We start from the raw sequence: 25,419 nt of genomic DNA on the forward strand, positions 1-25,419 counted from the left end.
CAATCTACCCCGCATTCCGGACATGGGGTCGCCGCGACCGGCGAATTGTGTTGCTGCGGTGTAAGTGTTTCAGTTTCGAGGGCGCCTGACGCGTAAGACGGGCGCGACGTACATTGCTGGGTTCCCGACCCGCATCGGCGGGCCGGCGCCCGCCGCATCCCACCGGTACGGGCGCTGGTCGCCGAATCGGTACAACGCCAACTCGACAGCCTCGCCCAGCGCCCGCAACTCCAACGATGACCCTTCGCCGGAGAACGACGATCAGAGGATCGCTGCACGCTACGACGTCGGTGCGACATGTTATGCAGACAGGCAACACCCCCGAATTGCTTTCGAGAGGACCCCTTCGACATGAAGTTACCGACGCCGCACACGGTCCTGACGCCCCGTGAGTTCGCGGCTCTCTTGCGCGCCGACGCCCGAGCCCGGCGACGCCGAGTTCGTCTCACCCACAACCTCGACCACGAGACGTTCTACGACGGACTCGCCAGCTCGATCGACGATCAGCCCGACAACGTCGAGCTGGCCCGCAAAGTCCTCACGCTCTGGAACAAGGACCAGAGCTGGTTGCGAGCGCGTCGCACACGAACCTTCGCGATCGCCCTGACACCAACGACATCTGACCACCGATGACCATCGATCACGAAGGAGGCCACAGTGTGGTCCTTCCTGTGTAACGCCATCGCCCTGGAGTTGGCGCCATCCGACAAGGTTGTCGACAGCAAAGACTCGATTTGCTATTGTGACGATGCGTTCTTCTGAGTTGCCACACCCAACCGAAGACCGTTCTCACAGGATTGGAGGGGAGAGTGGCGAGCTCCCCCGAATGTGCAGCCCTCTTCCCTCCGTCCTGGCTTCGGCGACGCGCGCGCGTACCTCGTCTCGCGGCCGCATGATCGCGGACAGTCAGTGCCCGATCTGGTGAAGTAGCTGCGAGACCGGCATTTTCAGTGCTTCGGCGATACGTGCCAAGGTGATGATCGTCGCGCGGCGCGATCCGTCTTCCACCCCGCGCAGCATGTTCCGCTCGACGCCGGCTTCCACGCCCAGGGCGCGTTGACTGAGTCCGAGTTCCTCACGCCGGACTGTGATCGCTTCTCCGAGTGCGCGTAGCAATGCGGGTTCGTCGACGTCGACGGCCATGAGGGCTCCGGACCGGGTTGTCGCGGCCACCCTCTTACAGAACGCCGGGGCGTCTCATCTGGTGCAATGGCCGAGAACAACGACGGGGGCAGGCCCCACCAACCGCGTCGCGCCCAAACGCGAACGCGTAGAACTGCCCGACCTGACACTCATCGTGCGACCACCCGGCCGTCCGTCGGCATCCGCTCCTACACCGTCGAAGAATTCGACGAAGCTCAGGCCTACGCCGATCAGACCGGGGGACAGGTCGACCGTCTGCCCTTAGTTATGAACAGCGTCTCCGCTGCGCTGCCGCCCTCCCAGAGGTCGGTTGCCGCAGAATCCGTCGTGGCTGCGTTGCCGCGCGGGTAGTCAAGGTCGCCGAAGTGAGGACTGATCATCGAGTTCGGGCCAGATCACTTCATCGGGTTTTGTCGGTGCGGAAGTCCTTCCACGAGGAGTGCCGCACACGGCGCTGCTGATCTCTCGGTACTCGATGGTGCCGACCAGGGACTGGACTGCGGCCGATCGGGGCCAGTGTTCTGAACCGACCTAGACTGAGGAAACCCAGAGGATAGATTTGGTTCCCGTGATCTCAGCTGCCAGCGGGCCATCCACTTCTGTTGCGCCACCCGTCAACCACACCGAGCTCACTCACACGGTCTGGTCTTTCTTTACTTCAGCCGGTTTCGGTGGGATGGCTACACTCCTCGCCGCGATCGTTGCAGGTGGAGTAGCGCTCTTCAGCGTTCGGCGGACGAGGCAGCAGCATGAGCGACAGCTTGCCGCCCAGGAGCGTGACCGCAGGATCGCTCGGTGCTGGGAACGCCTCACATGGCTAGCGGATACATCGTTCACGTCAAGCGCGGACCCTGGACTAGCTCCCGAGCTTGTTAACGAACTGATCGAGGAGCTGGACAAGGAAGCCACGAAACTCGCAGACGAGACGCTCACACTCGCCGTGACAGCCCTAGGAACACAGTTCCTCGACGCGCTGACGGAGTGATGCTATGCGGGTTGCGAACTGCAGATCGCGGTCTACCCTGGTCAGCATGAGTCTGCGCACCCAGATCCAGGAACTTTCGCCAGACGACTGGGCGAGAGTGACGAAGGCTGCCGCAAAACGATCGGTGCGCGCTGCTGAACGCTTGGGACGCACCGTCGACAAGAGTATCGAAGACATCGCAAATTCCACGATCGGCGATCTCGCAAAACGGAGGCGGCAAGAACTCGAAGACCCCACGGAGCCAGCAGGTGGCGCTACTGAGAGCGGCGCCACTGAGAGCGGCGCCACTGAGAAAGGTCGCTCCGCAGCTGGGAGGCGAGTGAAAATCCTCACCTCGCGCCCAGGGTGGTCCTCATCGTCGATTCAGGACTACTACGGGGTCCCCGTGCTCCTGCCCGTGCCTCTGAAGGAGGACCCCGGTGCCGGCGTCATGAGCTTGGACTGGTCCAGGTTGCTGTCACCCGTCGACCCCGAGGGCGACCAGTCTGAAGCCGCATCCGAAAACCGGTAGTTGACGGTCGGTCGAGTAGCGGCGAAGTCGCAGCCAAACCAGCGGCGATGCAAGTCCGAACCAACCCTCTATCCAGTTTACTTAACCTGTGGTCACTCAGACATCGTTCCCGGCGTGGGTTTGGTTTCTTCCTCTGGAAGACCCTTTGGATCTGCCCCAAGGCTCAGTTCACATGTTTTGGGATCCCCGACCAGCACGCGACCCTGGCTGGAGACGCGCAGACTTTCCAGATGCAATCAGACCTATCGAGGCGGTAATTTCGCTGAAGATTTGGCAGATCGAGGCAGTACCGCAGTCTGTGATCGAGCGCGCCAACCAGGCCTTCACTGCCGCACGTCTGGCGTTTCCGAACTACTTCGATATTGAAGCAGCGGCTACGGAAGAACTCGGCGCCCGGAACGCGCCCCACGAACACCTTCAGAGCGCATCTACGACTGCTGCTGGCGGGCGGCCTCCTCTGGCCCCCTGGACCGTGGTTGAGGCGAGCTGTGTGCAGTACCAAGTTGACACACCTGGCGCTGTCGAGATCCCGAGAATGATGCTGGAGCGGGCGATCGAGCACGTCCAGCGGTTGCAGCGAGCGTGTAGTTACGTAAGTGGCCGTGCCGTGCGGCCGCTTACATTGCAAACTTTGCCGGTGACCATCCCGCTCGCGACGGCCACTGTCACGACGGCCACCGCCACTCCTGAGTTCACTACAGACGGAAGTGTCATCCCATACTTAATACCCGCAAATATGTACAGCCTCGCGAACCGATCGGAGTTCACCACCGACGAGGTGGCTCGGGTCATCGCATTCGCGGAACGCGATGAAGGGTTCCTTGGTGGTGTCCTCGCCTCTCAGGCAGAAGCTCGGGCTGCGTTAACTTTTCGCGGCGACTGCCGCGCTAGCGTTCTGGCGAGCGCCACCGGGTGCGAAATTTTGCTAGACGATCTCCTACGTCACCTGCTGTGGGAGAGCGGTCGTCGCCCTGAAGATTGCGTGAGCATCTTTTTCGACCAAGGGCAGGTCACAACTGCCCTCAAGCGGGCCCTTAAGCACACGCAACCCTATTTGAAAGGCCAGTGGGACATCGCAGTTCAACCTGAACTGAAGGCGTGGCAGCATGACGTAGCGCGCATTCGACACATGACGATCCACGCAGGCTATCGACCCTCCGTTGATCAAGCTCATGCCGCTCTCGATTCAGTCGACGGCCTGCAAAGATACGTCGGCGATCTCGTTCTGGCCAAGAAGCACAAGTTCCCACGAACGGCGCTTATGATGTTCGGCGAAGATGAGCTCATTCGACGGAACCTCTACACTGCGAAAGTTAAAGCTGCATATCAGGATCAGATAGATAACGATTGGGCCACTAGATTCATCCGTTGGCGAGACTGTCTCGAGCGACTGATCGACGCCGAGCTTTATCCAGCCCGGGATCTCGAAGTAGACGACTTATCCCTGGTCGCAGTAATCCTCCCACCGGGGCGACTGACGTGGGTGCTACACGACGTCAAAGGCCACCGCGCGTGCCGTGCAGCAATCGAGGACGGACAAGTGCCATCCCGCACGCGTTCGTCCTTGACGGCGATGATGAATGAACTCCCGTCGGACTCCTGGCCGGTCTCTACGCTTGTGGATGGTCTCTTTGGGGCCGTACCGGACGAGGACTGGGTAAGTGAACACCGGCGACTGCCACTTGTTGAGGTCATGATTGACGGTAGGGACTTCTACTGATGAGTGCACCCGATCGCGTGTCACGGGATCGCAGAGTTTACTGGTAACACTGCATATTCGGTCACTTCGTGTTCCTAGGCAGAACGCCGTCGAGATCGAGGCCGAAGAGGGCGCTAACAACCTCAGGCGAGGTGGGCGGCCGGGAGAACCCACTCGCGGTCGTCCTTCCATCTCGGAAGGATCAAATCACGTCGGCGCTGTTAGCTGCCTCGACGAACTTGGTCCAGTAAGGAACGTCGACGCTTCTGGGGGAGAGGCGAAGATTTCCGTCCCTAGCCATCTCGTTCGCGAGATACTCGAGGAGATTGGCCCCGTAGAAGATGACATCGGTCTGCCAGACAGAGAACACCGGCGAGCCAGACGGCGAGGGAGCTGCAGGCGTCATCCGGTGGCCGTAGATCGGTATGAGCTGTGGCCACTTTGCCAACTCACGCCGCGTAACCGCCTCGACGTCACTTTCTGCTACCGGCCGATGGCCCCATGAAGCGCCCCAGAATGGCGGGTCCTGGCGAAGTGCGTCGAAGACCATCCCGCGGGCCGGCCAGTCGAGCATCTGACGCAGATGCGCTTCATCGCCATTGCGCCAGTCGGGCCAACGGTCTCCGACGGGCAAAGCGGTCGCAAGCAGACTTCGGTGGTCGGGGCTGAACCTGAACCCATGCTGCTCTGTGACTGCGTCGAACTCGGCGTCAGTGAGGCCAGGAGCGAGTTCGACTCCCGCAGTCCGAAGGATGACCGCCGCTTTCTCACCAACATCGCTAATCTCGTCCACGTGACCGAGTCTCCCAGGTCACCGGTGCGCGCGACGGGCAACGCGAAACGTGTCTTGCGCGTCTCATCTGATGCATCAATGATTCATCCGATGCATCCTCGACGCCAACCCGCAGGTCATCGAGTTGTAACCGAAAGTAATTGCACTAGGCCATCAAGCATGAGCCTCGCGTCGTCGCCGATTCCGGATCTTCGATTGCTGCTGTTCGACAGCGGTATTCACGACCGTTCCCTGACGCCAGTAGGTGTGGCCGGCCTGATGCATCTGATGGAATATGCAGTACTTTACTTGACATAATATCTGTTATCGGCATTCGAAAACAGCTGGGGGAGAACACCTATCATGGTTATGTGACATAAGGTAATTCCAGCTTTCACGCGCCGTCGGTGGCGGCGGATCAGGTTTGGGTGGCGCTGATGTAGAGCGTTCGGGGGTCGCGTGCTGGGTCCCATGTCGCCGTGAGGTAGTTGGTGGACTGCCACCGTTGGGATTTCACGAGCGTGGGGCTGGGTGCCGGTCCATGCCGGGTGCTGCTTCTCACGCTGAGGTCCTCCGGAGCGATCGGTGTCGGCGGGGGGAACTTCGATCGGTCAAGGATTTGGGCCAGCCGATCAGCGGACGGTGTGACGATGACCAGGTATGCGCTGGAGTCGGGGAACGCGCTGAACACCTCGCCGTAGACGACGTCGTCGCCGTCGACGAGGACGAGCCCGATCCCCTCAGCTAGACCCTTGGCGTCATCGGCCGACTCGTAGGTGTGCGGGGTCATCCCCCTGTCGATCCACTCGAACAGCGCCCACCTCAGCCCGGCCAGGCCCGCGGCAGCACCAATGACGACGATCAGTACTGCTGCCACGCCTTTCCACCAGCCGAAGTGGCCGACAGGTGGGTCGTGACGAGACTGTCGATCGGTCGTTTCATCCATCCCGGGGCTCCTGAACGGTTAGCGGGCGAGGTTCCAGATTAAGCGCCCATCCTGGGTGGCGGGCTGCCAACCCAGGAAAGTAGTGCGTTGGGTCAGGGCGTCGATGAGTTCGTCGAGCAACGTGGTGAGGTCGTCCCAGGTGGGTGTCTCGTCGTCGTTGTCGACTTTGTCGAACTCGCGGATGAGCCCGCGGCGATTGCTGGTACGCAGGTCGACGACGAGCATGGTGGCGTCGCGTTCGGCGATGGGCAGGTACTCCGGGATGAACGTGTAGGCGGTGGCGGAATAGCTACCGGGCTGTGGTTGCCAGGCCTCCAGTGAGCGGGTTCGCACGCGCGCGGCGGCACTCGCGCCTTCCAGCGTTCTTACGCTTCGCCGCAGGTGAATTCGGCGTCGCGCAGGAAGCCCGGGGTGATTGCGAGACTCGTGTGGTTGGCGGCCATCGCCAGAGCCCATCAATGATGTGGTGCAGCCCGTCGTCGCCGGTGCCGTCTTCGTAGGGATGGGGCTCAAGGCCGGCGGTCTGCATGAGCGCGGGCCAGTCGCCGGCGTTCGGGTCGCTGGTACGCCGAACGCAGCGGGTCGAAGCTGGTGACCTGGGTGCCGTCTCGCCAGATCGTGAACACGCTGAGCGCCTAGACATCTCGGGACAGCGACACGATCTCGCGGCCGCGCGACAGTTCAGCCATATCGGTGTCGCTGCCGACCGCCAGGCTGGTCGGCGCCACGGTGATCGTCCAGGTGCCGAGCTGTGCGGCTCCGATGACCCGGAAGTGGTCCCAGCTGGTTTCGTTGACACCGTCGAGGCCCGCCGTGTTCGGCAGCGAGCGAGTGGTCAGCGCCGCGATCACTTCTCGAGGGTCAGCGTTGCTGATATAGGCCATGCTGAATGCGTTGGTCGTCCAGGGGTAGTCGATCGCGAGCCATCCGAAGTCGCGGTAGGTGTACGCCATGCGCCGATCCTGACACGCTCGGTGGTCTCGCCCCTGCCACGTGTGCGGCGCATAGAGTCGGGTGGTTGTTCCCGCCGCGGCTTCGGGTGCTCGTCGCGCGACTTCTATCAGGGGAGAGAGATGGCACGCTTCGGTCGAGTTCGTTCGGGTGTGGTGGCCCTGGCGGTGGCGTTGTGTGCCGGGATGCTGGCCCCGGCATGCGGGTTTCAGGAACCGCCGTACCGCAAGACCATCGACGCAAACGATGCTACTGAGCGCATCGAACGACGGGGTATGCACGCCCCCGACGGTTTCGAGTTCGCTCAGGGCTTGGTGTGGCCAGTGGATTCAGTCGGCTCCTCAGCGTTCGCCATCCGGTACGACGGGCCTGCCGATCAGTTCCGGACGTTGCGGGCGGCCGACGTCAGTGGCGTGTTGTCCGAGTTCGAGGATCTGCCGTGCGCGTCTATCCCCTCACCGTGGGCCGGTCAAAATCTCACCGAGGTTGGTTTGACCTGCCCCGCCGGTGGTGGCGCGCGGATTAGCCGCTCCGAGGGTGCCCGCAGTCCCGACCAATCTCTGAACCAGGCTGAACGGGCAGTCGTTCTGAACTTCACCCCGTCGCACACACAGCTGTTCGTGGTCTACAGCGGGACGTAGCCGAGCCGCCAGTGCGCAGTCCGGCGACTCGGCTGCTGACTTGCTAGCGCGGGCCTTCCCACGCGATCTGGCTGCCGTGTCCGAAGATCAGGCGACGGACGTTCGAGCCGAGTCATGTTTGACGGCCCGCAAGCGGGGCGCTCACCCACTCAGGACTACGGCCCTTCAAAGAGGTCGTCGGGTAACTTAATGTCGGCGTCTAAGGTGGTCAATTCGTAGGTTGTGCTGTCTCGCTGCCACCGGACAGCTATGCCCGTTGCGGCATCGAATGCGATCCTACTGGGGTTGCGATGCTCGTCCTTGACGGCAAACTCCCAGGCTGGCCGGCTCGCGACGGTCACCGGGGTCCCTTTCTCCCACGGCACTGTTGGGGCGGTGTGGCGACCGAATGTCCAATTATCGAGAATCTGTAGCAGCAGCATAGGGTGCAGGCCTTCTGTGTGCCTACTGCCAGGCTCGTCGGTCAGCTCCCCATCAACCCGGAACCAGTTCTCGCCGCGTCGTCCCACGATGCGGCATACACCCGCCTCATCAGCTATCCGCCAGGCTCGCTTGTGCTTACGCCAGAATTCAACGGTCCTCGTCGCGTCAATATCGTGGTCAGACTCGATCAAGGTCCCGTGAATCGGCAGTTTATGCGAAGAGGTGTGCAACTTCATGACCTGCTCCCAGGTGGGTACCTCGTCAACTTGGGCGCGGGAAGGCTCGTCAGTTGCGGGGCCGTGTCCCGCCGTAGCTGCGTTGACCGGCACGACGGCAACGGTGAAGCTCGCCTTGACGAGTAGCCGAGGGGTAACTGCGACACCGGTGAGCTGTTCAGCCAGAGCGAAGGCGCCCTCCACATGATGAGAGTTCGTGCGGCCTTCGGGTGGTGGACCGTTTAACTCGATACCACCAACTTCGTTGATCAGCTCGACGATACGAGGGTCAAGCCCCTGGAAGTGGTGTAACTGAATGGTGATCCTTCGTGGGTGGTCAGGCGGGTAGTTGCATCAGGTCATCGGTGCTCACCTCCGTCGGCGAGCTGGTGGCGGGGTCGGTGGTCAGGGTGAGTCGGCAGCGGCTGAGGACTTCGAGACCGAGGTAGCGGCGGCCTTCGGCCCATTCGTCGGTCTGCTCGGCCAGGACGGCGCCGATGAGGCGAACGATGGCATCCCGGTTCGGGAAGATCCCGACCACGTCGGTGCGGCGTCGGATCTCCCGGTTGAGCCGCTCGGTGGGGTTGTTGGACCAGATCTGCCGCCACACATCGTCGGGGAACGCGATAAACGCCAGCAGGTCCTCGCGGGCATCGCCGAGGTGGTCAGCAACCTCGGGCAGTCTGCCTTCGGTGTAGTCCAAGAGCCGGTCGAACTGGGCATTGACAGCCTCGGCGGTGGGCTGGTCGTAGACGCTATGCAGCATCGCCTTCACGGCCGGCCACATCGACTTGGGGCACGCGGCCATGAGGTTTGCGGCGTAGTGGGTGCGACAGCGCTGCCAGGCGGCCCCGGGCAGGTTCGCCGCGATCGCCTCGATCAGCCCGGCGTGGGCATCGGAGGTCACCAGCCGGACTCCGCCCAGGCCACGGGCCACCAGGTCGGCGAAGAAGGTGTTCCACGAGGCCTTCGTCTCGCTGGTGGCGACTTGCATGCCCAGGACCTCGCGGTGGCCGTCACCGTTGACCCCGGTGGCCAGCAGCACCGAGGCTTTGACGACCTGCTTGTTCTCCCGGACCTTGATCGTCAGCGCATCGGCGGTGACGAACGTGAACGGTCCGGCCTCGTCCAGGCGCCGGTGCCGGAACGCCGCGACCTGCTCATCGAGGTCTTCGGCCATGCGGGAGACCTGGGACTTGGACAGCGAGTCGATGCCGAGAGTTTTGACCAGCTTGTCCATCCGGCGGGTGGAGACCCCGGCCAGGTAGCAGTCCGCCACGACGGTGATCAGCGCGGATTCGGCCCGCTTGCGACGCTCGAGCAGCCACTCGGGAAAGTAGGAGCCCGAGCGGAGCTTGGGGATGGCGACGTCGACGGTGCCGACCCGGGTATCCAGGGGCCGGTGGCGATAACCGTTGCGGTAGTTGGTGCGCTCTGACGAGCGGGCGTTCCACTCGGCGCCGCACACGGCGTCGGCGTCCGCGGACAGCAGGGCGTTGATCATGGTCTGCAGCAGCTCGCGCATCAGATCCGGTGACGCGTCGGTCAGGGCTTGGCTAAGCAGGCCTGCAGGGTCGACAATATGGGGTGCGGTCATCGTGATGACTCCGTTCGAGGATTCGGTAGAAGGTTGACTCGAAGGATCACACGGTGGCCGCTCTACATCCGTACACAACACGGAATCGCAGACGATCTCGGCCACCGAGTTACACCACTCTATGGGGCACTACTCGATACGAGCCACCCCGGCCGCAGACCCTTGATATGCCGCCCCTTCTCCTACTAACTCCCACACCGGATTGGATGGGCTGAAGAGAACCTGCCTCACACCGTCACGCCACCACACAAAGTAGTTGTCACCGTTGATATTCTGAGACTGTGAGACGACCTCGTGGTTAGCCGTCAATGACGCCATAGCCGAATCTGTGGTTCCGATATAACCATTGTCTTGGATCATGAGGCTCCAACCGTTCCCCGCGTTTGCGACAGCAACGACTTGGTGCTCGGTCACGGAAAGTTGCTGATCCTTCGCGAGGTCCCCGCCTTCGTAGAAGGCGTCGTCTGCACCGACTGCTACAGGCCGGTCCTGGCGAGCGTGCAGGCTCGTCAAAACCTGATCGGGTTCGATCGCGCTGATCAGAGTGATGCAGTATGCGTTCTGAATCCAAGCTTCTTCTCTGATCCACGCATAGTCACGGTAGGTCGCCACGCATACTGTCTACACCTGGTTGTGGTGGTTGACGACCGCCATCGGTGTCGTCGTCGGCGTTCTGTGGCAGCGCGATGCTCTAGGGTCGCCTGGCCACGGTGAGCGGATATACGCGCACGGTGAAGCCTCGAACTCGGACAACAGGGCGTGACCGACTCCTGCTCGAGGTCCCACCGGCCGTCAGAAGAGAGGCATTTACGGACCGTGGGCCGTGAGCTGCCGAAACGTCATAAGGTACATTATCGGCACTTGAAAGTGTCTGGGGGAGACTGACTTTGAAGCACGCGTGACATACGTCGTGAGAGCAGGTTCATCGGTGAGTGGCGTATGCCGCTAGTCCTTCCTGCCGCAGTAGGCTGCTCGGCGTTAGTCGGGTACGTCGAGCGATACCCATAGCGGCGTTCCGATTACATAAGTCGACAACTCATCGCTGCCTGGGCCATCCGACACATCGACAACACGGTGGACCCTGGCCAAGTAACTGAGTTGGAATTCGTGTATCGCGAATTCGTTGTGCAAGCAGTGAAATCCGTAGCGGAAGTGTAACCATGAGTCAATCCGCTCACGATCGATAAAATCGCCTGCTGCACTGAGTAATGCGACTGCAGCCGAGGGTTCAGACATGCAAGCAGTTACGTCTGTCGTGGGCACAGAGCGGTCCAACATGTGAGATGCAGAGCCCACCAGGCACAGTCCGTGGTACAACGTCCGACCAATAAATACCGCCGCGTCCGCTGCCATGTTGCCCTGCGCTACTTGAACTCCGTATCCCAGCGAAGCTGTGCCGGCGATGTAATGACCTGGCTTGAGATCGTCGTCTGCGGCATTACGCACATTGTACGACTCTCGAATTGCCTGATCGAGCGCACCCGCGAGTTCGACGATGTGCGGGCCTGGTGCGTCGGCCAAACCCACACCTGCGCCGACATTCATAACCTTCACATCGATCGATTTGATCTGCTTGAGAATACTCTGAGACAGTTGGGGTGCAAGGCGATCGACTTTCTGACGCGACACGTAGATGTAATCACGAGGACCTGACTGAGCCACCCACGCCTCCTAACGTTCGAATCTGTGGTCGAATTTGGCAGAAGTGTTTAGTGATCAGGCGGCACCACAGCAGATCGTTCGAACGGACGGACATAGCCAAACGAGAAGGAGCCACAGGGCTGTCGGTGAGGCAGTCTTTAGCCCCGCGTGACTCAGATCTACTCCGCCGATGCTAGGACTCTTCATCGGTTCCTCGATCGGACTGAGTAGACGCCTGTCACGTTCGGCCGCCGAGGCGGCCGAGGTCTTCGAGCTCACGAAGTCGACCTGCACGATCACGGCCTCCGACTAGCCCGTACTGGCGAGCCAGCGTGATTCCGTCAGGATGGTTTTTCAGCAGCCGGGCGTAGTCGTCCCAGCTCAGTTCCCCTCGCCGCCTGGCCGCGTCTATCTCTTCAATGGGCGTTGCACTCATACGGTGCCTCTTCTTCGCGATCGGATCAGACAAGTTTCGCTCAGTTCGAGTCGCTAGATGATCAGTTTCGTGGTATTAGTTCATATTCGCAGGGTGAGGCGCCCGCAGTAGGCGACTGGTAACCCTGCATTTGGATCGTGTGCCGGCTAGTTGATCAGGGCGAACGCTGCGTTCCGTGCCTCGCGAAGTGCGCGGTCGTGTAGTTCTGGATGGTGACCCGCTCGAAGACGAACTGCTGAAGAATTGCGGCGCTGGTGGTTTCTCCCTCGAGAGGGGATGACTCTGCCGCCAGTCGCCGAGCGCGAGTAGGTCGACACCGAGGGCTTGCCGAGGATGTTCGCGCGCTTCGTTGATGTCGTTGCGCACAGCCTCCAGCTCGCGGCCGAGGCGATCCACCAGACGGAGGGCGCGCCGCAGGTGGTGATCGCGTTGCTCTTCGAGAAGCGTCACGCACTGCGCCCAAGTGGCTACGGCGGCGACGGGGAAGTAGATGTGCCCCGCGCGAATTCGCTGTGCGTGCGGCGAAAGGTCGTCGCCGACCATTCGTCGCAGCACGTCGAGCGCGATGCCGGACTGTGCAGACACTTCGGAGAGCTTCAACAACTCAGCGGTTCGCTCGGACTCATCCATACCTAGCTTTTTCCATGATCGCGGTCACGCACGGTCCTTCCAGCGTTCGTTTGCCGATCGCCGGGTCATGCCGGTGGCCGCGTCGATGTTGGCCCAGGACCGGCCCAGTCGGCGGGCCTTGGCCACCGCGGCGTCGAGCTGAGGGTCGGCGTCTTTGCGGGCGGTGACTGCGGCCCGGAGCTCGTCGTCGACGTCGATCGGGTCGAGATGTTCACCGACATAAGCGCGACAGTTCAGCTATATCGGTGTCGCTGCCGACGGCTGGTCGGCAGACGCGTCTTCTCTGGTCAAGTGGACGTCGGCGGGGCATACGATCGTGTCGTGACCCGTCTTCAACGCCATTGGGAAGTCCGTTCGTCTATTTCTGGTCGATGGAACAGCCGGAGGCCTTACGACCGCTGAGATCATGAACTGGACTGGCCACGTGATCGTTGCTGCTCGTACCGATCTCCCGGAACTTCTCCGACGAGACGAGACCCAACGCACGGGCGTGTACTTCTTGCTCGGCGACGACACCGAGGGAACGGGCACCCCGTCGGCCTATATAGGGGAAGCTATCTCCTGCTTTAACACGCGGAAGATGCTAGAGCATTCGCCAGGGCGGCCGACGGCGAGCCGGGCTGCTGTGCGCTTTCCGACGGAGCTGAAGGTGAGGATAGTCTCACTATCTTGTGTGATAGTTCGAACGGTTGCTTTACGCCGGTGTCTTCAGATCATCGCCGCGATCGATTGCTTCAGCCACAACTCGAGCTCGCCGGTACGCCCGACGAAATACCGGGTAGGCGTGTGCGGATGGAGTGACCATGTTTGACGTGTCTACGACTGCCCAGTGCTCAAGACGCCATCCCTGAGTCTCGATCTCGGCGATGCTAGCCGCGAAGGTCGATTGTCAAGTATCAGCGGCGTGAAGATGGTGGCGCCGGACGCGTAGGCCCTGGCCGCGGCATCAGACAGCAGCTTGATGGACATTTTGGGAGGGTACACCGTGAGTGTTCTCGCAGCTGACCAGTCCGGACAACCTACGCGGCGTCGATCCTGCTGAGCTTCGACGACCTGACCGCCGCCGAGATCGCCCTTCGATCCGACGACAGCTTTCGGGGCCTGGTAGCGACGCATGTTGAGGAAGTGGTCGACGTGCTCGATGTCGACGGGGCACTGCTCGACGCCCGCACCGCAGGCGGCACAGCTCCACTGAGACGCGCACGCCATGGGCGTGCCTCCTCGGATTTGGGAGGGCAACAGTGCACTCAGCGGCGTCGCCCGCCCCAGCGCAGGAGTTCAACGTCGAAGCTAGAAGACCTGCGGCATCTCGCCACAACCGGCCTGAGCTAACGGCCGACCAGGCTATGTGTTCAGGTGTGTGTTCATCACTTTGTGCTACCATGTGTTCATCCCTACGAGGAGGGTGCGATGATTCGAACGCTTAGACCGGTAAGCGACCCGCTGGGGTCGTACCTGCGAGTCGGCCGAAACGACCACACTTTCCTAGCTCAAATGCTGGTCGAAGGACAACACACGGGGAGCGGTTTGATCGCCGATCCTGCGTATTACGAGCGGCATAAAGAACTGTGGGTTGAGGCGAGGCAACGCGGTGTAGAGACCGTGCTGGATCCTCGTTCGCTCGACCTTTCGACGCCAGGAGGGATGCTTAGGGGCGGTGTTCACGAGCTGCCCTGGGCTTTTAATGCGCCGCACCTGCCCGAGACGCTCTACGGTCAGGCTGGCGCTGATCTATGTGCGCAACTGGTCGACATGGTCGGGGTCGCGGACCATTCGGCGGTACTAGCTCCGACTCATTTCCTTGTATCCGCAGACGATCCATGGCTCGATATCGACGCAGATCTCACTGCCGAGTTACGGGTCGCATTGGATGCCAACGGTCTCGCGAGCGTCCCGATTTACTATCCGCTCATCGCAAAAAGTAACGACTTCTATGACACTGACTGGCGGGAAAAGATCATGGAGCATCTTCGCCGCTTACCCATTGATGCGGTGTGGCTCCGAATTCATCCTTTCGGCACATCGACATCAGGGCCAGTTGCCTTGAAGCGCTATCTTGCCGCATGCCGCCACATGCACGAGCTTGGTCGCCCTCTGGTGGGTGAGCACACGGGCGCTATCGGCGTAGGCCTGATGGCGTTTGGCGCCCTCGGGGGCATCGAATCCGGCGTGACGGTCAACGAGGGCACAGATTTGTCCAGATGGCTGCGGCTGCCAAAAAAATCCGGTGGCGGTGGCGGTGAGTCGCGCATCTACTTGCACCAGATTGGCGCGTTCCTCGAGCTAAGCAAAGCCCAAACGCTGCTCAATCGGCCAGGCATGAAAGCGGCCCACTCATGTCTTGACACCTCCTGCTGTCGACGCGGCTGGAAGGACACCCCAGGCAGGTATCGGGAGCACTTTGTTACACAGCGTGCGCAAGAGGTCGCGTCTTTGTCGAACACCCCGGACACACTCCGCGCAGGCTCGTACCTCGAGGGATTTCTCAGACCGGCATCCGACAAGGCGGTTCGTGCTGCTGAAGTGGAGCCTGCGCTCGCTACGACCCGCCGACGTCTGGACAGTTGGCGTGGGACCTTCGGGGCCGATCTGACCGACAACCCGGCTCACAGTTTCAGCCCCCCCGCGGCCGGCAAACGGGTGCGGAGATCCGCATGACTACAGGAACAATCAGTACACAGGAGGAGCAATGACGGGCGCCATCGCCCAGCGGTTGGACTCAATCAAAAGCCATGGCGGAGTCCGGTCTCGAGAGATTGCGGAGCTGCTTGCCACGACGCCCCAGACGGTATCGAGATGGCAGCAGGGGCGGGTCGACCCGCAACCCGCCAAACTCCACCAGTTGCTTGCGCTGGAATGGCTCATCAATCAACTCGCCGAGTTCTACGAGCCGGAGGACGCCAGGTTGTGGCTGTACAGCCCCCACAAGCTGTTGTCCGGGGTGCGCCCTGCCGAAAAGATTGCTGAGGGTGACATCGATGCCGTTTTGGCTCTTATTGACCAGCTTCGTGATGGTGCGTACGTCTGACCGATGACGATCCACGATCCCAGCCTTCTCGATGCAATCGAACAACTCGGCTCTGAATCCTTGACCAATGTGACGTTATGGCGTCACATGTTCAACGACAATCCTCCCGAGTTGTCGAATACACGAGGAGCACGTTGGAACCCGCCAGGCCTGGCCGCGATTTATACCTCAAGCGAGAGGGATACCGCCGTCGCAGAGGGCCAGCACGCCATCGACTCACAGCCCCTGCGCCCGCGGGCCCGGAGATTTGTGTACGAACTTCGCGCGAGCGCATCCAAGGCGCTGCGGATAACACCCGCCGACTTCGATGCGCTAGGCCTGACGCAACAAGACCTAGACGGCGCCGACTTCAGCGGATGTCAAAGGATTGGCGAGCACGCAGCTTTCCTGGGATTCGATGCCCTGATCGTTCCGAGTGCGCGATCTGACGGCACAAACGTGGTCATCTTCATCAACGAACTGAGCGCCGACGCCGCCCTTGAACGAGCGGCACCTCCAGAAGAGATCACGTAGATGCCCCGACCGCTCAGTCATAGAGACCGCCAGCACGGGCTCGAAAGGCTCCGAACCTGGTCTGAGCTTCAGGGTTCTATCTACCTGACATAAGGTAGATTCGGCATTTGAAATCGGCTGCAGGAGAGACGGATTCGTCGGCTTCTGACATAGTCATTCGTCACGTGAAGGATCGCATAGAGCATTCGTGTCTCGGGTTCGGTAGCTTCCGCCCAGAATTCGATGGCTGAAAGCTGCGCGGGCGCCGACAATGCGCGGATGGAACCCGACAACTACGCAGACGACTGGACACCAACAGCCGCGGACGGTCCTCTCGATCTGGTGGTCGATGGTGAGCTGTGGCAAGTCACCACGCCGTGAATGACAGATCACTGTAGGCGTGCATCGCACCCGATCCCTACGCGCGCTGTCGGGGAGGATCGGTGGGGAGTTCGTTGCTTGAGACGGGGACGTTCGCTACGTTCGCGGGACAGTCGCCGGATCGTGCCGATGCTTAGGGAAGGGGCCACGATGGCTGATCATGAGGTGAGGTTTAGCGCCAGTAATGTGCGCGTCGCGGGGATCGACTTCGAGTTCGATGTCAAGATCGATGGAAAGACCCGCGGCACGTTGTACGTCTCCGAAGGCAACCTGCAGTGGCGGCCGAAGAACGCTCGCAAGTTCGGGTCCATCCCGATTGCGTGGAAGGAATTCGCCGAGTGGGCCGAAAGTTAGCGGCGGAATCGGTGCGATGATCTCCACAACGCCTGCCGTTCACTTGTGTCTGGTGCGTCCGTGGCAGCAGGCCGTCGACTGCTTTTTCCCCGGCGATGACGATGACCCCGAAATCGACGATTTGACGTGGCAGACTCCCCCGGCGTTTGCCGCCGGCGACATCATGGTCTACGTAGCCGATGCGCCCAGCCCTGCGATCATCCAGGTGGAGACGCTGTCCAGCGGCTCGGAGGGCGAAGGTATCAGCGCTAGCCCCGAATCAGAATGGGGACCCTACGTCGGTGGACTGTCCTTGCGAGCGATCGAACGGCGGCTACACGACCTCCTGCCGGCGGCGCCGGCGACGCTCACCGAGCCGCTTGCCCAACGTTTCCTGGTCGCGCTCGAGGCCGAGGCGTCTGACCCCACGCCGTGGCGCGACGTCGATGACTCGTGGTGCCGATTGGGACATAGCGACGATCCGCCGCCCGCTCCCCCGTTCGGACCGCACGAATGTGTAGGGTGCGGCAGCGAATTCACTCCTGAGCGGGTGGCCGAGACCCACTACGGCAGCGGCGACGATCCCGCGTTCACCGACAGCTCGGCCTTTGCCGTCTGCCCCGACTGCCACGACCGTCTCCACCAACCACTCCCCGACACCCTCGCCGCCCTCGTTTTCGAACAACGACCACCGTGCCCCGCGTGTTCAGCCATGCGCACCCTGGAAGTGATGTGGGGAATGCCCCCCGGCCCGCCCGGACCGTGTGTCGTCCTCGCCGGTTGCGATATCACTGGAACTATCCTCGAACTGCGCTGCGCTGCATGTGGATATGAATGGTCAGACGACGACGACCACTACCTCCGCGCCACTGACGCCGGGGGTGGAGACCGAGTCCGAGCTCGGCTCTGCGACTATCCCCCGCACGACTTTCCGCCGTCGCCCCGCCAACAACCTGAGCGCCTCGTGGTCGGGCGTTATCACCCCCACCATGTCGACGGGGCCTGGGAATCAGGCACCCGCCACCTCATCATCGGCGAGGACCGCAAGCACTACCTCGTCGATCCCGCCACCATCCGGTGGCCTGACCCCACCGCCGGCTTCTAAACGTCACCCGCGTCGCGCGTCGAGATCGCCGACGTGCTCGCGACGTCACTCGGTCGCGTCCGTCCCGACCATCGATGACCAGGTGTGCGCCCATGCTCGGCCGCTGCGGCGTGCAGCCAGTACCGTCGGTGCATGGCCTACACCGCCGAACAGTTGCTTGCACTGCTCGCCGCGTGCGAGCAGTTTCGTGGCTCTCTAGCGCTGCCGGGTTACAGCGACGGTCTGGCGCTCTGCGTGATTGACTCGGTGCAATCGACCGGCGTCAGCTACTCCAGCGTCGAGAAGGTGGTGGCCCGCTACCGGTCGTATCGCCGCGAGCAAGGTGGCGACCCGAACCCGACGGCATCCCCGGGTTGTTGGCCACCTCCGCCGACCTAGGAGACTGCTGAAATAGTCGGTGTCGTTTCGGTGTGGGGTGAGCGGGTTTGCCTGGTGGGCTGGGATCCTGGTGGGTATGCAGGGTGAGCCGGATCGTCAGGGTGAGTTTCTGGATGTGAACTCGGTCGTCGGGCATTTGCTGGCCGAGGGCAGTGTGTTCGCGTTTTTGGCTGCTCATCGCGAGCAGTTGTTTCCTGCGGAGATGTTCGCGGACCTGTTTCCCAGCGGCCGGGGCCGTCCGTCGATCCCGCCGGCCACGATGGCGTCGGTGATCGTGCTGCAAACGCTGCAGGGTTTGTCCGATCGCGAAGCCGCTGATGCGGTCACTTTCGATCTGCGGTGGAAAGCGGCGTGTGGATTCGTGTTGGGTAACAAAGGTTTTCATCCGTCGACTCTGACGTACTGGCGTCGGCGACTGGCAGCCAGCGATCGGCCGCACCGCATTTTCGAGGTGGTACGCGAGGTCATCACCACCACCGGGGTGCTCGCGGGTAAGAGTCGTCGAGCGCTGGATTCGACGATCTTCGATGACGCGGTGGCCCGCCAGGACGCCATCACCCAGGTGATCGCGGCGATCCGGCGGGTCGCCCGAGAGGTCGACGGTGGTGCGGTGGTGGTCGAGCAGCACGCGACTCGTCTGGCCGCGTTGACCGGCGGCGGCTATGACCGGCCCGGCAAGCCGCGGATCGCCTGGGATGATGAGTGTGCTCAACAGGACCTGATCAGCGCCCTTGTCGAAGATGGGTTGGCCGTGCTCGACGGTCTGGACCTCGAGGCCATCGACAAGGAACCGAGTAACCAGGCCCAGGCGCAGGCGGTGGCATTGCTGGCATTGGTGACCGGCCAGGATGTGGAACCGGCACCAGGTTCTGATGGCACCGACGGACGCTGGCGCATCGCGCCCCGGACCGCCCCGGACCGGGTGATCTCCACCGTCGATACCGACACCCGGCACGCCCACAAAACCCGGGCACGCCAGCAGGACGGGTTCAAGGGCCACATCGTCAATGAACCGGAGACCGGGTTGGTCACCGCGATCGAGATGACCAAAGCCGCTGGTCCGGACACTTTGAATCGCCCCGGGTTTGCTGGGGGCTCGTTTACTTGGTTCCAGCGACTGCCGGGACCGGGTTCTCACGGTAGCTGGTGACTGTGTGGGTCGACCAGTAGGTGGTCTCGTACTCGACGGGTGGGACGTGCCCGATCTCGCCGTGCAGGCGGCGGTGGTTGAACCAGTCGATGTACTCGGCGACGGCGATCTCGACCTCGCCGACACCGCCCCAGCCACCGCGAGGGCGCATGACTGGGTTACGGATACACTCGGCCTTGAACAACGAGTTGAACGCCTCGGCCATCGCATTGTCGTACGAATCACCCTTGGAGCCAACAGAAGTCACTGCGTCTGCTTCGGCGAGACGTTCGGTGTAGCGGATGGCTCGATACTGGGCGGGTTCAATCGGTCCATGCAACACCGGGTTGTTGTAGTGAGTGTAACTGTCCTTCAAAGACTTCGGCGGGGGTCTTCCAGCCGAGGGCCTTTCGGGGACGGTTGTTGAGGGTGTATGCGATGGCCTCGAGGTCGTTTGCAGACCACCGTGACAGGTCAGTTCCCTTCGGAAAATATTGGCGCAGCAGCCCATTAGTGTTCTCGTTGGACGGTCGCTGCCACGGTGAATGCGGATCGGCGAAGAACACCTGCGTTCCGGTATCCATCGCGAACTGGGCATGAGCGGACAGTTCCTTACCGCGATCCCACGTTAACGTCTTGCGCAACTGCTGCGGCAGCGCCGCTATCGACGCCGTCAGTGCCGCGTTCATCGCGATGGCGCCGTAGCCACCGAGTGCCGGCCCGTTCTTCACCCGCGGTTGCTCACCCCACCCTTGCAAGCGTGGGAGATGGACTAGAATCGTTGCGCGACTGCGCCGTTCGACAACAGTACCGATCGCCGACCGACCCACACCGATGATGAGATCACCCTCCCAGTGGCCGGGGACAGCACGGTCGTGAGCCTCAGGCGGACGCTGGCTGAGGACGACATCGGAGGTGACGTGACCCTGCGGCTTGTTGCGTGAGCGAGCACGGGGCTCCCGCAATGCCCGCCCGGTCCGCAGGCACGCCACCAACTCGCGTTTGAGCGCGCCACGGCCCTCGATGAACAGGGATTGATAGATTGCCTCATGACTGATGCGCATGGATTCATCATCGGGGAAATCGACCCGCAGGCGCTGGGAGATCTGCTCCGGACTCCATGCCAGAGACCACCGCCGGTCGGCCCGGTGCGGCTTGTTGAGCCCCTTCCACGGCGGCGGCGTGGGGCCGGCGACGATCGTGCCGTCGGGGCTACGGACAGTGCCCGCCAACCGCTCCTGCACGTACTCCCGCAACTCGACGTTGGCCACGAGTTTCGCTGTTTTCGGGCGCTTGGCGGCCTGCTGGGCTTTCCACTGCGCCACCGAGGCTCGATACTCACGTTTCCCACTCCTGGTCGCGGAGTTGCGGCGCAACTCACGCGAAATCGTTGCCGGACTGCGTCCGATCTGCCGAGCAATCTCTCTCACACCACACTGTTGGGCGCGGAGCAGCGCGATCTCTTCCCGTTCAGCGAACGACAGGTAACGACCCGCCGGCTCGTCCAGACTCAGTGGCGTCATTCCGCCAGCGTGGCGGAACCACCGCGACCCCACCGGCACCGACACGCCGACCGCCACCGACGCCTCCGCCGTGCTCATCCCCGTCGCGATCAACCCCCAAAACTGACGTTGCACCGCCCGCGACGGCTCGGGCCGGCCCGGCGAACGCATCGCCGGCCGCAACGCACGATCAGCTCGCCCCTGCCGACGAACCCCCGTGGGCGCATCGCTGGTCTTCTTGCTCCAGTCTGCTGTAGCCAAAGCCAACACCTCCACGATCAAGGTGTTGCGACGACCAGTTGAATTCACCCTGCACTCCGCGGTCGGAGTGGTGAATCAGCCCGGCCACGCCCTGGCCGGCACGCGACCGCGCCCACAACCCCATATCCAAGGCGTCGAGCGCGAGGTCGGTGTGCATGGTGGTCGAGACCTGCCAGCCCACGACCATCCTTGAGAAGACGTCGAGGATGAACGCGGCATACACCCACCCCGAGTGTGTGCGGATGTAGGTCAGGTCCGCCACCCACAGCGCGTTGGGCGCCGCCGCGGTGAACTGCCGTTCGACACGATCGGCCGGCTGCGGAGTTTCGGCCCCCTCGCTGTGCGTGGTCTTCCGCGTCTTGGATCTCGTTATCCCCTGCAGCCCATCAGCTTTCATCAACCGCTCGACGGTGCACCGGGCCACGCCGATACCCTTTCTGCGTAGTTCGGCGTGGACTTTGCGGGCACCGTAGACGCCGAGATTGTCGGCATGCACGGTGCGGATCTCACCGAGGATCTCGCGGTCACGGACCACCCGTGGCGCCTCGACTCGTCGAGAGCTCAGATGGGCTCGGACTGTGGACGGAGCGATCTGGGCGGCCGTGTCGCGCAGGGCCGCGCAGATCGGATCGACTCCGTGTTCGTCGCGGAAAGCGGCGACGAACTCCACGATCAACGCTGTGGGCGGTCGATCTCCGCCGCAAAGAAAGCTGATGCCTGCTTCAAGATGGTGTTCGCCCGCCGCAACTCCCGGTTCTCCCGTTCCAGCTGCGCGATCCGCTCAGCCTCGCTGGTCGTGGTCCCCGGGCGGTCCCCGCCATCGATCTCGGCCTGCTTGACCCAGGTGCGAAGCGCCTCCGGGTGCACACCGAGTTGATCGGCGATCCGTTTGAGCGCCCCTGGTCGCGTGGCTGGGTCCTTGCGGGCCTCCACCGCCATCCGCGTCGCCCGCTCCTTCAGCTCAACGCTGTACTTCCGTGGTGCTGCCATGCTCTCCATCCTTCACAGATTCGAGAGCCTCCGACAAACCCGGGGCGTTTCAAGTACTACTGAGATCGAGACACTGGCGTGAGCAGTCCAGACGCGTATCGCCCGGCGCAGTACATCCGGCGACGTGGTGCAGCCGGTGATGGCAAGAGGGCTGTCAGTCACGAACTGAGAGTGTTCCGATGGCAGTGTCGGTGAAGCGGCTACCCGGTAGAGCGTTCCGATGGTGATGTGCTCGCGCCCTACGAGTGTGGGACCGATCCCGGCCGCTGCGTAGAGCCGCGACCGCCGCTGCGAAGTTAAACGCGGTCCTGCTCTTCCAGCGTCCTGAGGGTGCGCCGGTTGGCGATGGTGTGGTCGCTTCGGAACAGTCCGATGGGCGTAGTCATGATCGCGTCGGCGCCGAGCTCGGTGACGCCGAGAAGCCGGATCAGGGCCGCCCGGGCAGCAGCTTCGCCGTCGGCAGCGGCGACAGCTGTCAGAACCTCGTGAGGTCTGGTCTGCGCGGCGACGACGGCCCGTATGTACTCGAGGCGCTCGGTGTCGTCGTCTGCTGTGTGCCGACGCCGATCGTGAGGCGACGGGGCCGGGCGAATCGGTCCGTCCCATACGAACAGTGTGGTGGGCAGGACCTCCGGTTCGGCGAGGTTGTCGACCACCAGCAGGACCTCGCCGCGGTCGTTCGCCACTCGCACCAGAACGCCGGTGGAGTCGTCGAAGGCTAGGACAACCGCTCCCCCGCTGGATCCGGTGAGTCTGACCGACCAGGCGGGGCGACCGCCGAACTCCGCGAGGCTCGGCGTATCGGCGGCCAGCCCGGCACTCATCTTGTGTAACAGCGAGTCCGGGCCCAATAGCTCGAGCGGGCTGAACCGGGCGTCCAGGAGTGCCATCCGGATGTCGCCGTCGAGCTGCTGCATGTGATCGTCGACGCGCACGACGGTGGTCTGGCCATTCGCGAGGTATATAGGACGGCCGGCTCTTTCGACGCGCCATCGTCCGCCCGGTCCATGCTGAAAGTCGAAGACGATCTCTTCGTCCGGCGACTCGCGGACGGTCAATGTCCCGGTCACATGAACCGATTCGGCGGCAGCGTTGCGACCAGCGAGCTCCACCCACGACGGCGTCTTCATACGTGCAGCCTAGGCCGAGTCGGGCTGACGGCTCCCACGCCCCGCCCGACGGACCGACCGCACCGTGCGACGGTGAGATTTCATCCGGGTGGCACTGGTGGGGGCGGTGGTCAGCTAGTCCGGATTGCTGCTGCGTTGATCAGGCCGGCAGCGTGTCGCCATCACTATGGCGGTGAATATGAACAGGGCTGCATACATTCCACATGAGACACCTACGGCGGTCCGGGTTGTGGTGGCACCAGCGATGAGGGAGCCGATAGCGACCCCTAGAAGACCGGAGAGTTCGAGGCCAGTCGACGCGACTGTGAGGGTCCGTGCGACCGTGGTCGACGTGCTACTCGCCTGCAGCCAGCCGGTGACTGTGGCCAAAACCAAAGTCCCGGAGAACGCCGACCCAAACTCGTAAAGGACGAGCAGCGGATACATGACCGACGTCCACTGCGACGCCGCAAACAGCGATACGGCACTTATGAAGCCGACACCAGCCGAGCCGAGGACAACGGCGCGGGCAGACAAAACAGTTAACGCCTTGCCGACTGCCAGGCCACCGATGATCCCGCCGATCGCACCGATCGCGAAGATGATGCCGACGACCTCGACCGGTACGCCGAGGACTCGGGTGATGTAGATGAGGACTGCCGGAGCGACAACGCTATTGGCGATCGCGAATCCCCACAGGACCCACAGGGGTTGGAACCGTAGCGCGGTCCTGGTGAGAGTGAGAAAGGATGCGGGAGCATCGACCGTGTCGGCCACGGCAACGGCGTCGCCGTGGTGAGCGTGCGATGATTCAGTCGTCGTATCCCACCGGCGGAGCGGCCAAAGTAGGACTGCTGAAACAACATTCGCCGCGGCGTCGAACAACATGATCATGGGGGCCGGCACGAACTTGATGAGGGCCGGGGCACCAGATTGGCCGACGATGCCGGCAGCGCTCGATAGACTGTTCAGCCACCCGATCACAGAGACGCGTTCCTCCGGGCGCACCAGTCTGTTCACTGTTGCGTGTCCACACGTCTGAACCAGACTCTGCGTGAGATCCATCAGTATCACTGCACCGATCAACGTTGTGTACGACAACCACCCACACGCCCAGAGCACGGGCACACCACACGCAGCTGCGGCCGCCAGGATCTGGGCGCGCACCTGTAGGGTTACTTGCCGACGGTGACGGTCCACTCGTGGTGCCATCACTATGCGGGCGGCAAGGCTGACAACGAGCGTCAGCACGAGGATTCCGCCGACCTCGCCCGGGGTCCCCTCGAGTGTCACCACCACAATCAGCGGCAGAATGGTCCCAGAGATCGCCCCGCCGAGATGCGCAACACTGCGCGACGCAAGGTAAGCAGGGACGGCGCTGTGACGCGGCGACGTACCAGTTGCCGAGTTCACCGACCCCACGGTACGACCATTCGACAGGCCAAGCTACGCATTAATCGACGACGTTTACTCCCCGACAACTCCGCGGCTCCAGCGCATGCAGCCCCCGAGATAAAGAACCCGGGCTACGGGCATGGCGGGCGTTGAAACAGAGTGCGATTCTCGAAAGATGACGGATGACGACGGGGTGGTCCCAGAAGATGGCTACGAGCCGTTCGACGAGTCGATGGTGATCGAGTTCCAGTACCAGATCTTTGCCACCCGCGATGAAGCCGAACGCTTCGCTGCCGCACTGCACGACGTGATCGCTCCCATCGTCGGTTCCGTCGGCCGCTGCCAGACGGGCCGGATCGAACTCACGTCGACAGCTAACGGGCAGCACGACGAACGACACTCGGCCTCACGTCGACGACGAAAACCTGGACAGAGTCTGTACGACGTCGAGTTCGCTGTCCGCGGCAGCGGTGACAGCAACTGGCTCAGCCACTCGATCTTTCACGCCGTCCATGCAGCACGCCTCAACTGGGAACAGATGACAGAGGGGCTGCGGCAAGGCGCCGACCTCGCCGCGGCGCTACACAAGTACCCTCAGCTCGCAATCGACGCAGATGAGGCGAACAATCACCCCCCTTCTCATGACGACCCCACGGTCAATCCACCGCGTTACCTCTAATGGTGGAGCAGCAGCACGAAGGCTCACCTGCCAGAACTTCATAGCGC

The 25,419-nt window shown here is 62.5% G+C and carries 27 protein-coding genes, 3 pseudogenes and 1 other annotated feature; of the genes and pseudogenes, 15 read left to right on the forward strand and 15 right to left on the reverse strand.

The genetic code is table 11. The features are described from left to right. Positions 1 to 351: 351 nt before the first annotated feature. Positions 352 to 633 (forward strand): hypothetical protein, encoded by a 282-nt coding sequence (locus tag QAD21_RS24275; RefSeq protein WP_280361920.1) that lies wholly within the window; start codon positions 352 to 354, stop codon positions 631 to 633. A 273-nt stretch (positions 634 to 906) separates the two neighbouring features. On the opposite strand, the gene QAD21_RS24280 is transcribed toward QAD21_RS24275, so the two are convergent. Then, the gene (locus QAD21_RS24280) at positions 907 to 1,143 is read right to left on the reverse strand and encodes a helix-turn-helix transcriptional regulator (RefSeq protein WP_280361921.1); all 237 of its coding nucleotides are present in this window, start codon (positions 1,141 to 1,143) and stop codon (positions 907 to 909) included. A gap of 676 nt (positions 1,144 to 1,819) precedes the next feature. Here QAD21_RS24280 and QAD21_RS24290 point away from each other — a divergent pair. The 3 genes from QAD21_RS24290 to QAD21_RS24300 all read left to right on the forward strand — a co-directional run bounded on the left by QAD21_RS24290 (position 1,820) and on the right by QAD21_RS24300 (position 4,359). After that, positions 1,820 to 2,128 (forward strand): hypothetical protein, encoded by a 309-nt coding sequence (locus tag QAD21_RS24290; protein WP_280361923.1) that lies wholly within the window; start codon positions 1,820 to 1,822, stop codon positions 2,126 to 2,128. Positions 2,129 to 2,174: 46 nt separating this feature from the next. Continuing rightward, positions 2,175 to 2,639, forward strand: coding sequence for a hypothetical protein (locus QAD21_RS24295; RefSeq protein ID WP_280361924.1), 465 nt, complete (start codon positions 2,175 to 2,177; stop codon positions 2,637 to 2,639). 298 nt (positions 2,640 to 2,937) lie between these two features. Further along, positions 2,938 to 4,359, forward strand: a complete 1,422-nt coding sequence (locus QAD21_RS24300; protein ID WP_280361926.1) for a hypothetical protein — start codon at positions 2,938 to 2,940, stop codon at positions 4,357 to 4,359. A 181-nt stretch (positions 4,360 to 4,540) separates the two neighbouring features. Here the strand turns inward: QAD21_RS24300 and QAD21_RS24305 are convergent, their stop codons facing one another. From QAD21_RS24305 to QAD21_RS24320, 4 genes are all read right to left on the reverse strand, one after another. After that, positions 4,541 to 5,131 carry a hypothetical protein gene (locus QAD21_RS24305; RefSeq protein ID WP_280361928.1) on the reverse strand — a complete coding sequence of 197 codons (591 nt, stop codon included), beginning with the start codon at positions 5,129 to 5,131 and terminating at the stop codon, positions 4,541 to 4,543. Positions 5,132 to 5,528: 397 nt separating this feature from the next. Next, on the reverse strand, positions 5,529 to 5,987 hold the full coding sequence (locus tag QAD21_RS24310) for a hypothetical protein (protein ID WP_205334302.1): 459 nt from the start codon (positions 5,985 to 5,987) through the stop codon (positions 5,529 to 5,531). 87 nt (positions 5,988 to 6,074) lie between these two features. Next, on the reverse strand, positions 6,075 to 6,389 hold the full coding sequence (locus QAD21_RS24315; RefSeq protein ID WP_280361930.1) for a hypothetical protein: 315 nt from the start codon (positions 6,387 to 6,389) through the stop codon (positions 6,075 to 6,077). 302 nt (positions 6,390 to 6,691) lie between these two features. Further along, positions 6,692 to 7,009: a DUF6461 domain-containing protein gene (locus QAD21_RS24320; RefSeq protein ID WP_280361932.1), complete on the reverse strand. Its 318-nt coding sequence runs from the start codon at positions 7,007 to 7,009 to the stop codon at positions 6,692 to 6,694. Between the two features lie 120 nt (positions 7,010 to 7,129). On the opposite strand from QAD21_RS24320, the gene QAD21_RS24325 reads away from it, so the two are divergent. Further along, positions 7,130 to 7,648: a hypothetical protein gene (locus QAD21_RS24325; RefSeq protein ID WP_205334304.1), complete on the forward strand. Its 519-nt coding sequence runs from the start codon at positions 7,130 to 7,132 to the stop codon at positions 7,646 to 7,648. A gap of 155 nt (positions 7,649 to 7,803) precedes the next feature. On the opposite strand, the gene QAD21_RS24330 is transcribed toward QAD21_RS24325, so the two are convergent. The 4 genes from QAD21_RS24330 to QAD21_RS24345 form a co-directional block, all read right to left on the reverse strand. Further along, complete coding sequence (locus tag QAD21_RS24330) at positions 7,804 to 8,610, reverse strand: DUF6461 domain-containing protein (RefSeq protein ID WP_348534526.1); 807 nt, start codon at positions 8,608 to 8,610, stop codon at positions 7,804 to 7,806. A 13-nt stretch (positions 8,611 to 8,623) separates the two neighbouring features. Further along, entirely contained in the window at positions 8,624 to 9,883 is a 1,260-nt protein-coding gene (locus QAD21_RS24335) for an IS256 family transposase (protein ID WP_096905832.1), read from the reverse strand. Between the two features lie 129 nt (positions 9,884 to 10,012). After that, entirely contained in the window at positions 10,013 to 10,495 is a 483-nt protein-coding gene (locus QAD21_RS24340; RefSeq protein WP_280361934.1) for a DUF6461 domain-containing protein, read from the reverse strand. A gap of 366 nt (positions 10,496 to 10,861) precedes the next feature. Then, a complete protein-coding gene (locus tag QAD21_RS24345; protein ID WP_280361936.1) occupies positions 10,862 to 11,545 on the reverse strand; it encodes an SAVMC3_10250 family protein in 684 nt (227 codons plus the stop codon). 748 nt (positions 11,546 to 12,293) lie between these two features. On the opposite strand from QAD21_RS24345, the gene QAD21_RS24350 reads away from it, so the two are divergent. The 9 genes and pseudogenes from QAD21_RS24350 to QAD21_RS24390 all read left to right on the forward strand — a co-directional run. Continuing rightward, positions 12,294 to 12,596 carry a hypothetical protein gene (locus QAD21_RS24350; protein WP_280361938.1) on the forward strand — a complete coding sequence of 101 codons (303 nt, stop codon included), beginning with the start codon at positions 12,294 to 12,296 and terminating at the stop codon, positions 12,594 to 12,596. A 334-nt stretch (positions 12,597 to 12,930) separates the two neighbouring features. Continuing rightward, a pseudogene (locus QAD21_RS24355) lies at positions 12,931 to 13,146 on the forward strand (GIY-YIG nuclease family protein); the annotation flags it as partial. 938 nt (positions 13,147 to 14,084) lie between these two features. Further along, positions 14,085 to 15,248, forward strand: a complete 1,164-nt coding sequence (locus tag QAD21_RS24360; protein ID WP_280361940.1) for a hypothetical protein — start codon at positions 14,085 to 14,087, stop codon at positions 15,246 to 15,248. A 31-nt stretch (positions 15,249 to 15,279) separates the two neighbouring features. After that, positions 15,280 to 15,618, forward strand: coding sequence for an antitoxin Xre/MbcA/ParS toxin-binding domain-containing protein (locus QAD21_RS24365; protein WP_280361942.1), 339 nt, complete (start codon positions 15,280 to 15,282; stop codon positions 15,616 to 15,618). Positions 15,619 to 15,621: 3 nt separating this feature from the next. Further along, positions 15,622 to 16,131 carry an RES family NAD+ phosphorylase gene (locus QAD21_RS24370; protein ID WP_280361944.1) on the forward strand — a complete coding sequence of 170 codons (510 nt, stop codon included), beginning with the start codon at positions 15,622 to 15,624 and terminating at the stop codon, positions 16,129 to 16,131. A 510-nt stretch (positions 16,132 to 16,641) separates the two neighbouring features. After that, entirely contained in the window at positions 16,642 to 16,845 is a 204-nt protein-coding gene (locus tag QAD21_RS24375; RefSeq protein ID WP_280361946.1) for a hypothetical protein, read from the forward strand. 16 nt (positions 16,846 to 16,861) lie between these two features. Then, on the forward strand, positions 16,862 to 17,929 hold the full coding sequence (locus QAD21_RS24380) for a hypothetical protein (protein WP_280361948.1): 1,068 nt from the start codon (positions 16,862 to 16,864) through the stop codon (positions 17,927 to 17,929). A 132-nt stretch (positions 17,930 to 18,061) separates the two neighbouring features. Further along, positions 18,062 to 18,307: a hypothetical protein gene (locus QAD21_RS24385; protein WP_280361950.1), complete on the forward strand. Its 246-nt coding sequence runs from the start codon at positions 18,062 to 18,064 to the stop codon at positions 18,305 to 18,307. Positions 18,308 to 18,383: 76 nt separating this feature from the next. Then, positions 18,384 to 19,367, forward strand: a pseudogene (locus QAD21_RS24390) (transposase); the annotation flags it as partial. Between the two features lie 40 nt (positions 19,368 to 19,407). Here QAD21_RS24390 and QAD21_RS24395 read toward each other — a convergent pair. The 6 genes and pseudogenes from QAD21_RS24395 to QAD21_RS24420 all read right to left on the reverse strand — a co-directional run. After that, positions 19,408 to 19,755, reverse strand: a pseudogene (locus QAD21_RS24395) (integrase core domain-containing protein); the annotation flags it as partial. Positions 19,756 to 19,759: 4 nt separating this feature from the next. Further along, positions 19,760 to 20,959: an IS30 family transposase gene (locus QAD21_RS24400; RefSeq protein ID WP_280361951.1), complete on the reverse strand. Its 1,200-nt coding sequence runs from the start codon at positions 20,957 to 20,959 to the stop codon at positions 19,760 to 19,762. Positions 20,960 to 21,128: 169 nt separating this feature from the next. Continuing rightward, positions 21,129 to 21,869, reverse strand: a complete 741-nt coding sequence (locus QAD21_RS24405) for an IS3 family transposase (protein WP_280361953.1) — start codon at positions 21,867 to 21,869, stop codon at positions 21,129 to 21,131. Then, positions 21,783 to 21,911 (reverse strand) — a sequence feature (AL1L pseudoknot). (Overlaps the previous gene by 87 nt.) Then, complete coding sequence (locus QAD21_RS24410) at positions 21,872 to 22,189, reverse strand: transposase (protein WP_055477366.1); 318 nt, start codon at positions 22,187 to 22,189, stop codon at positions 21,872 to 21,874. Its footprint overlaps the feature before it by 40 nt. A 296-nt stretch (positions 22,190 to 22,485) precedes the next feature. Continuing rightward, positions 22,486 to 23,319 (reverse strand): hypothetical protein, encoded by an 834-nt coding sequence (locus QAD21_RS24415; protein WP_280361956.1) that lies wholly within the window; start codon positions 23,317 to 23,319, stop codon positions 22,486 to 22,488. Between the two features lie 114 nt (positions 23,320 to 23,433). Continuing rightward, on the reverse strand, positions 23,434 to 24,711 hold the full coding sequence (locus QAD21_RS24420; protein WP_280361958.1) for an MFS transporter: 1,278 nt from the start codon (positions 24,709 to 24,711) through the stop codon (positions 23,434 to 23,436). Positions 24,712 to 24,868: 157 nt separating this feature from the next. Between QAD21_RS24420 and QAD21_RS24425 the strand changes: the two genes are divergently transcribed. Next, on the forward strand, positions 24,869 to 25,372 hold the full coding sequence (locus tag QAD21_RS24425; protein WP_280361960.1) for a hypothetical protein: 504 nt from the start codon (positions 24,869 to 24,871) through the stop codon (positions 25,370 to 25,372). Positions 25,373 to 25,419: the final 47 nt, after the last annotated feature.

The sequence above is a fragment of the Gordonia sp. SMJS1 genome (genome assembly GCF_029866425.1).
GTDB lineage: Bacteria > Actinomycetota > Actinomycetes > Mycobacteriales > Mycobacteriaceae > Gordonia > Gordonia hongkongensis.